5 protein-coding genes are annotated in these 6522 nt (G+C 50.4%); all 5 read left to right on the forward strand.

The features are described from left to right. The first annotated feature begins 432 nt into the window (after positions 1 to 432). The 5 genes from CRO87_RS22080 to CRO87_RS22100 all read left to right on the forward strand — a co-directional run bounded on the left by CRO87_RS22080 (position 433) and on the right by CRO87_RS22100 (position 6372). Complete coding sequence (locus tag CRO87_RS22080) at positions 433 to 978, forward strand: fimbrial protein (RefSeq protein WP_097165039.1); 546 nt, start codon at positions 433 to 435, stop codon at positions 976 to 978. Between the two features lie 179 nt (positions 979 to 1157). Then, the gene (locus tag CRO87_RS22085; protein WP_097165035.1) at positions 1158 to 1694 is read left to right on the forward strand and encodes a fimbrial protein; all 537 of its coding nucleotides are present in this window, start codon (positions 1158 to 1160) and stop codon (positions 1692 to 1694) included. An 80-nt stretch (positions 1695 to 1774) separates the two neighbouring features. Next, on the forward strand, positions 1775 to 2482 hold the full coding sequence (locus CRO87_RS22090; protein WP_141398731.1) for a molecular chaperone: 708 nt from the start codon (positions 1775 to 1777) through the stop codon (positions 2480 to 2482). Positions 2483 to 2531: 49 nt separating this feature from the next. Beyond that, a complete protein-coding gene (locus tag CRO87_RS22095) occupies positions 2532 to 5147 on the forward strand; it encodes a fimbria/pilus outer membrane usher protein (RefSeq protein ID WP_097165037.1) in 2616 nt (871 codons plus the stop codon). 91 nt (positions 5148 to 5238) lie between these two features. Continuing rightward, entirely contained in the window at positions 5239 to 6372 is a 1134-nt protein-coding gene (locus CRO87_RS22100) for a fimbrial protein (protein ID WP_097165038.1), read from the forward strand. Positions 6373 to 6522: the final 150 nt, after the last annotated feature.

Below are 6522 nucleotides of genomic sequence, written 5' to 3' on the forward strand. Positions count from 1 at the left end.
CTTTAATAAACTCTTTAGTAATCAGTATTATATGCTTGCGTTGATAATGCTGTATCGCATCAATTTCGGAACTCCTTGGTCCATCCTGCAACTTTGTTGAAATTCATTTTGCAAAATTTCAACCATGTAAATCGATTGAGTGTGGATTTATAATCCATTTTATTAGGTCATTTTGGAGCATAATTCTGTTTGGGGTTGTGTTTTAAGATCGTTGATCTAACAAAGTGCGCCATGCCGACACTTTTGAACGATGGAATGTATTTGTGTATAGTTAATCCCGTAGGCATTGAGGGGGATTAACTCTTCATTCCTATATAGTAAATATACGCAAACACTCACGTTTATCTCTGATATGTGGATTCTTTCATTACACCTTTTAGCAGGTGGGTGGCGACTTTCGCATATTTATTAATATGTAAAACAGGACTTACAATAAAAAAAATTATTACTTCCGCTGCGATTCTGGCTGTTCTTTCTGCTGCTGCAATGAGCGCTAACGCCGTTTCTACCGGTACTATTACGTTCAACGGCGAACTGACTGCCACGACTTGTGATGCTACCGTGGACGGCCAGGGTCCGGATGCGACTATCGTCCTGCCAACTATCGGTACTAACCAGCTGACCGCTCAGGGCCAGACTGCAGGCCGTACTGGCTTCAACATTGGTCTGAGCAACTGTGCCGGTACCCTGCAGACCGCTTCTGCGTTCTTCGAAGCAGGCTCTTCTGTTGACCTGGCGACTGGCCACCTGAAAAACATGACCGGTGATGCGACCAACGTCAGCCTGCAGCTGCGTGAAGAAAGTGCCAACGAAGCCGTTATCGAAGCTGGTAACTCCAACCAGACCGCTAACGCGACTTACTACGATACCTCTTCCGGTTCAGCAGACCTGCCGTATGCCGTGGAATACTTTGCTGACGGTGCGACCACTGCCGGTACCGTTGTGAGCGACGTGGTTTACTCCATTCAGTACAAATAATGGTAGCACGCTCATTCCGCTAGTCAGTGGAATGAACGTGAGAATCCTCTAAGGGGAGGTTGCTCCCCTCATTTAAATAGCCATAAGCGATCCTCTGGATTATTACTGAGATCTTTGCGCGAGTGGGTGTCTGGCTAATAAAAGACATTATAGAGAACTGATTAATAAAAAGGACAACTATGAAGACATTATTCTTTGTGTCCACCCTGTCTGCCGCGCTGTTTAGCCTGAATGTGAGCGCCAATCAGAATGTCACGCTCTCCCTGGAAGGTGAGTTTTTGTCAGGAACCTGCGATGTTGGAATAAACGACGGGGCTGCTGATGCCACTGTGACTCTGCCAGTGGTGGAGGTTCAAGAGCTCAATAGAAAAAAAATAGCCGGAACCACGCCGTTCCATTTCACCTACACCAACTGCTCATGGCCGTCAACGAAGACAGTGCAGGTCTATTTTGAAGGCGGCAGCTCGGTCGATACCAGCACTTATTACCTGAAAAACACCGGCGGCAGCGCAACTGGCGTTGAACTGGTCCTCAACACCCCGGGCGGTAATGATATTCACCCGGGCACTGATACCCAGGCGGGGGGTGACAGCTTCCCGTCTGGAAGTTATACGTCAGGGGATTTCAAGGTTTCCTATATCACGACTGACACGCTTGGGGCTGCGACACCGGGTTCGGTAACAAGTTATGTCGTGTATCACCTCGATTATCAATAATTATTATCATCCCGAATAAACATAGCTATTTATTCGCAGACTATTTCGATATGGCTTTCTGCTGTTATTTTCAGGAGACAATGATGTTCCGAGTATTATTATCCACAACTGTCCGCTGCCTTCCGCTGGCGTGCTTATTTTCCGTGGCGGCTCATGCCAGTATCGTGATTACCGGTACGCGAGTGGTGTATCCGGCGGACAGTAAAGAAGTGAGCGTCAAGGTCAGCAACAAAGGCGTGTCGCCAGTATTGATTCAGAGCTGGATGGATAATGGCGATACCAAAGCCAAGCCCGATCAGATTAAAGTTCCGTTCGTACTGACACCGCCGATTAACCGCGTGGAGCCAGCCAGCGGTCAGACGCTGCGTATCCGGGCACTGCCGAATAATCTGCCGCAGGATAAAGAATCCATCTTCTGGCTAAACGTACTTGAAATTCCGGCGAAGCCGAGAGACGCCGTCAAGGAAAAAGATAACTATCTGCAGGTCGCGTTTCGTAGCCGGATCAAATTCTTTTACCGTCCGTCTGGTCTGAAAGGCAGCCCAAAAGCTGCTGCAACAGATCTCCAGTGGTTAAATGTTGCTGGCAGAGTGCACGTAATAAACAACTCTCCTTATTATATCTCTTTGGTGGATGTCATGGCCGGGGGTAAAAAAGCCGACGGGAAAATGCTTGCCCCGTTTGCTGAAGATGATTATGCCCTTGCAGTGTCAGCGGGCAGTAAAATAAAAGCAGAATATGTGAATGACTACGGTGCGGTTATTCCGCTGGATATCACTATCCAGTAACCCTGTCTGACGGTGATTATTTTCATTTCAGGTTAAGGATGATAAACGCATGCAGAATAGTAAATTTCGATATTACAACGGCGAGGTTTTCGCCGGGAAACTATCACCGTTAGTGTTGGCCTTATTTTGTCTGAACCATCCTGCCTTCGCGGCAGATACGGTTCCACCTGCTGAGCTGGCAAAAAACCTGGAGTTTAGTTCATCCTTTTTACAACTTGATGACCAGAACGCCGTTGATCTCAGCCGCTATGCCAACGGCGGCTACATCACTCCTGGCACCTACAGCACGGCGGTCTATGTCAACGGCATGTCCATTGGCACTATGGATGTGACACTGCGTGAGCGCAAGGATAAAACGGTTTATCCGTGCATGACCGACACCCTGCTTAGGCAAATTCCATTTCGCTATGACCACCTGCCTGACCACTTTTTCGACAAGTCTGGGGAATGCGGTGATTTAAAAAAGCAACTGCCTGAAGCGGTAACGCAATTTGACAGCAGTGAGATGAGTCTCCACATCCAGCTTCCACAGCTGTATGTATCGAACAATGCTCGTGGCTCGGTCAGCCCTGAACTGTGGGACAGTGGTATTCCGGCCGTCATTTTAGGGTACAACCTGAATGGCTACCAGAGTACCTCTGGCGGGTATGACAGCAAATCGCTGTATGCCGGAATTAATGCTGGTCTTAACGTCGGGGCGTGGTACTTCCGCCACAACGGCAGCTACAACTGGGACCAGCATGGAAAGAAAAAATACGATGCCATCAACACCTACGTGCAGCGTGACATTCCTTTTCTGCGGGCGCGGGCTTTGGCCGGACAGGCCAACACGCGTGGGGATGTATTCGACACCCTACCGTTTACCGGGGTGAAGCTGGCCACCGATGAGCGCATGCTGCCGGAGTCCCGTCGCGGCTATGCACCAGAGATCCGCGGAATTGCACACACCAATGCCAAAGTGACTGTGCGCCAGAGCGGGGCGGTGATCTATCAGACCACGGTGGCACCTGGCGCCTTCCTGATTGATGATCTGTACCCGAGCGGCTATGGCGGTGACCTGCAGGTAACGGTGGAAGAAGCTGACGGAAGAAAGCAAATCTTTAACGTGCCTTTTGCTTCAGTGGTGGAGCAGTTGCGCCCGGGCGCCACCCGCTATGAAATCGTTGGTGGTAACTTGCGGAATGACTATCTCTCAAATCAGGTGGCGCTGTATCAGGGCACGATACGTCATGGGTTCACCAACTGGCTGACGGGCTATGGTGGGATGCAGCTCAGCCAGAACTACTACGCCATTCTGGGTGGAGCGGCGGTTGGCACGCCTGTCGGTTCCTTCTCGTTCGATGTAACTCAGGCTCGTATGCACCTGCCAGGCACGCCGGAAGTGACCAGTCCAGGGCAGAGTTATCGCCTGAGCTACAGCGAAACGGTCAACAGCACCAGTCTGTCGGTGGCGGCGTATCGTTTCTCCTCCAGCGGCTTTATGGACTTTATGACTGCCCAGCAGACGGTGGATGCCATGCAGCATGGTGGCGATATGACCAGCGTCTGGCGCTCACGCAGTCGCTACAGCATCACGGCAAGCCAGGCGTTACCAGAAAATTGGGGCCAGCTGTACATCAGTGGTTCAGTGCAGGATTACTGGAACAAGAACGGCTCTGATAAACAGTATCAGATTGGTTATAACAACAGCTATGGCTCGGTGAGTTACGGCTTATCAGCCGGACGGACTTACAGCCGGACCGGCTCAGAAGACACCTACCTGCTGACGGTCAGTCTGCCGCTTGGTCGCTCGGACAGCTCATACCGTCCGCAGTTGTCGATGCAAATGACGCACGACAGCAACGGGCGGACGGGTGAACAGGCCACGGTTTCGGGCACAGGCGGAGAGGACCATCAGCTAAGCTACACTGCGACGGCGATGAACAGCAATCAGGGCGGGGGCCAGTCAGGTGCTCTGAATGCGCAATATCGTACACCTTACTCTGACCTGAGCGTGGGCTGGAGTGGAGGCAAAAACTATCACAGTGAATCCCTGGGCGCGAGCGGCACTCTCGTGGCACACAGCGGTGGCGTGACTATGACACCGTATACCTCTGACACCTTTGCACTGATTGAAGCGAAAGGGGCGACTGGAGCGTCAGTTTCCGGCTACCCGGGTGTGCACATCGACCGCTTCGGTTATGCCCTTGTGCCGTATCTCGACCCGTATCAGATGAATGAAATCATCCTTGACCCCAAAGGGGCCAGCGATGACCTGGAAATGACCAGTACCGAGAAGAAAATAGCTCCCTATTACGGTGCGGTAGTGAAGGTGAAATATGGCACTAAAACCGGGACTCCTCTGCTGGTCAATGCCACGTTGAATGGTGAACCAGTCCCTTTCGGTGCGGACGTACTGGATGAGCAGGGTCGCAGCGTGGGGAGCGTTGGACAAGGAGGGCAGCTGTATGCCCGCGTTGAGCAAGAGCAGGGCGCACTCAGAATACGTTGGGGTAAAGGTTCGTCAGGTGCATGCCAGATACGCTATCACCTGATGCCTATGGCCGCTGGGCAGAAGCGGGGCGTGCAAACATTTAACTCGGTCTGTGAACCCCTGTTAAGCCGTCGTTCGACGGATCGCAAGTTGCTGGCGATGCAGGATAACCCCAGAGATACAGGTGCCTGATACATGATGACGCCTCAGCTTCAGACCTTAAGAGCTGAATTTGGGGTGTGCAGATCTAAAACAAAAGTTAGAAGAAGGCAGAGCTGAGCGAATGAAACGATTTATTTTTCCGGTAATGATGTTATTAGGCTTAACGGAAGCCAGTCAGCAGGCGTTTGCAGCGGTGACATGCTCGGCTCTCGCCTCTACGGCAATAAAAACCGACAACATTAGCCCCTCGGCGTCTTATACCGGCAACGATTTACCTGTGGGAAGCACTATTTACCGCTTAAAGATGCATTTAAACCAATCTTATGGCATTAACTGCGATGGGCCTTATAACCTAAAATCTTATTTAGGCGTAACGACTGAGCCGCTGGGATCCCCAACCATCATGAATACGTCACAGGGAAGCGGGCCGGTTTATCCAACGAATGTTCCAGGTGTGGGTGTATTCGTGTGGTCTTCATATACTGGAGGCGGAATAGATACTCTTTTTTCAAAAGCCTCTCCGATGGAATACGCCCCATTTAATCTATCCACCGCGGGAAACAAGACCTTCGGACCAACGGTAGATGTTTCATTGGTTAAAACCGGGAATATTCCTTCAGGCTCCGTTGTTGATGCAACCAAATTCCCGACGATTCAATGGTATATTCCATCAACCTCAGGCTACTCCGGATTACCCGCCAACCTGATGAGAGTGACATTTACCGGCAGTCTTCATTTTATCACCCAGACCTGTACCACACCGGATGTCAACGTGGATCTTGGCAGTTATGACGTGACTAAATTCACGGCAAAGGGCACGACGACCCCCTGGAGGAATGCTTCGATTGTGATGCAAAACTGTCCAGCATTTACGGGGTTCTACAGTGGGGGGGCTACTGCTCTGCAGACGCTCTCAGATTCTGGCACTCCGGCAGAAACTTCTCGATATGCCAATATATTCACCGTCTCCCTGACTCCGGCAAATGCCGTTTCAGGTAATATCATCAGTGTCGATTCTGGTGCAAATGCGGCAACGGGGGTAGGGGTACAAATGGGTTATTCTACTACTGTAGATGCGGCGGCAACTCCCCCCGAAAATATATGGACAGCGGGTACGAGTTGGGATCTCCCGGCCCCAACGGATGGGCGTAAAACGGTCAACATCCCTCTGGCTGCACGTTATTACCAGACAGGTAATACCATCACCCCGGGTAAAGCTAATACAAAAATGACCGTAAATATCGATTACAAATAATTAAAATAATGAATTAATTCATACAGGCTGCTATTAAAAAAATGAATAATACCGGCGGAATTATGCATATTGCTCCAACTACCGGTTGGAGCAATATGCATAATGACAGAAAGAAATCGTCCACTCCCTTTGCTGAAAAATTACAACTAG

The organism is Enterobacter sp. CC120223-11 (genome assembly GCF_900215375.1).
In the GTDB taxonomy this organism is placed as follows: Bacteria; Pseudomonadota; Gammaproteobacteria; order Enterobacterales; family Enterobacteriaceae; genus Scandinavium.

Bases quoted from the DNA above. Each gene is read 5' to 3' on its own strand.
- CRO87_RS22085 (WP_097165035.1), top strand. From the start codon at position 1,158: ATGAAGACATTATTCTTTGTGTCCACCCTGTCTGCCGCGCTGTTTAGC.
- CRO87_RS22090 (WP_141398731.1), top strand. From the start codon at position 1,775: ATGATGTTCCGAGTATTATTATCCACAACTGTCCGCTGCCTTCCGCTG.
- CRO87_RS22095 (WP_097165037.1), top strand. From the start codon at position 2,532: ATGCAGAATAGTAAATTTCGATATTACAACGGCGAGGTTTTCGCCGGG.
- CRO87_RS22100 (WP_097165038.1), top strand. From the start codon at position 5,239: ATGAAACGATTTATTTTTCCGGTAATGATGTTATTAGGCTTAACGGAA.